This is a genomic window from Phaeobacter italicus (assembly GCF_019801785.1).
Classification (GTDB): Bacteria; Pseudomonadota; Alphaproteobacteria; order Rhodobacterales; family Rhodobacteraceae; genus Phaeobacter; species Phaeobacter italicus.
Genome location: NZ_JAHVIJ010000017.1, coordinates 1 through 979 on the forward strand (window position 1 = coordinate 1; position 979 = coordinate 979).

General features: G+C 57.2%; 1 protein-coding gene. It reads left to right on the top strand.

The window, feature by feature from the left end; genetic code table 11:
* The first annotated feature begins 135 nt into the window (after window positions 1-135).
* Complete coding sequence (locus KUV39_RS18680; RefSeq protein ID WP_222460647.1) at window positions 136-786, top strand: hypothetical protein; 651 nt, start codon at window positions 136-138, stop codon at window positions 784-786.
* Window positions 787-979 lie beyond the last annotated feature (193 nt).

Below are 979 nucleotides of genomic sequence, written 5' to 3' on the forward strand. Positions count from 1 at the left end.
TGACAGCCCCGGCCGGGCATATCGCCATTCTGGTCATGCTGAGCGATCCGGGCGCGCCTGCCTTCTTTGCTGACAGCTTGCGGAGGGCCGCATGATGACGTGTTTGCAGCCGATTATTCCATTGGAGGTGTCGCGATGACCTTACATGCCGTGGTTTCACCCGCAGCAATCGATGCGCTGCCCGAATATCCCATCGATGCGGATTGCCGCCTGGACACCCATGGGTTTGTCCAGTGGGAATTCCGGCGCTGGCTGAGTTCAGACATGCGCTGGAACGGGTCACATGAGTGCAAATCCATGTGGTTTGAACTGGTCAATCTGGCCCATTCAGAGACCCCAGTTGGAACCTTGCCACGGGACATGAAGCGCCTCGCGCGCATGATCCAGCCCGCGGTGGATTGTGATCACTTCGAACGGCTTTGCAGCACAGAATATGGCCCGCTTCATGGTTGGGTGCCATGCCGCGCCGGTGATGAGCTGCGCTTGATGCACCCCGTGGTGACTCGGATTGTCACAACGGCCTTTGCCTCTCGCGCAAACCATGCAGCTCGTGTGGAGGCGGCCTCCCACAAGCGGCGCCTCAATAGGCTGACAGAAGATGTGGCCTCGCTTGCACCGGTCCTGGCGGGAGATCCCCGCAAGATAAAGTGGATCGATGTCTTTGTGCAGGATCGCATTCAGCAACACGGTCGCGCACGCCGCATCGTCGATGATCTGCATGCAGGCATTCAGGCCTGCATTGAGGAAGACCGCAAAGGGCGGTTTGCGAAAATCACCCAGGACTGAGTGTCGCTTAGTGTCCGTGAGACACTAACGGACAGTCACGGACAGTCACTTAGTGTCGTCATCGATAAGGATAAAGACAATGAGAATGAAAAAGAAAGACAGCAACGCGGACACTCAGCCCGGGTGAGCCTGTGGATAAGTTGGACTTGCAGAGAAAGAGGTTGGGTATGGACGTGAGCAAACAGCAAGAGGG

Coding starts and splice junctions, on each gene's coding strand:
- KUV39_RS18680 (WP_222460647.1), top strand. CDS start 136: ATGACCTTACATGCCGTGGTTTCACCCGCAGCAATCGATGCGCTGCCC.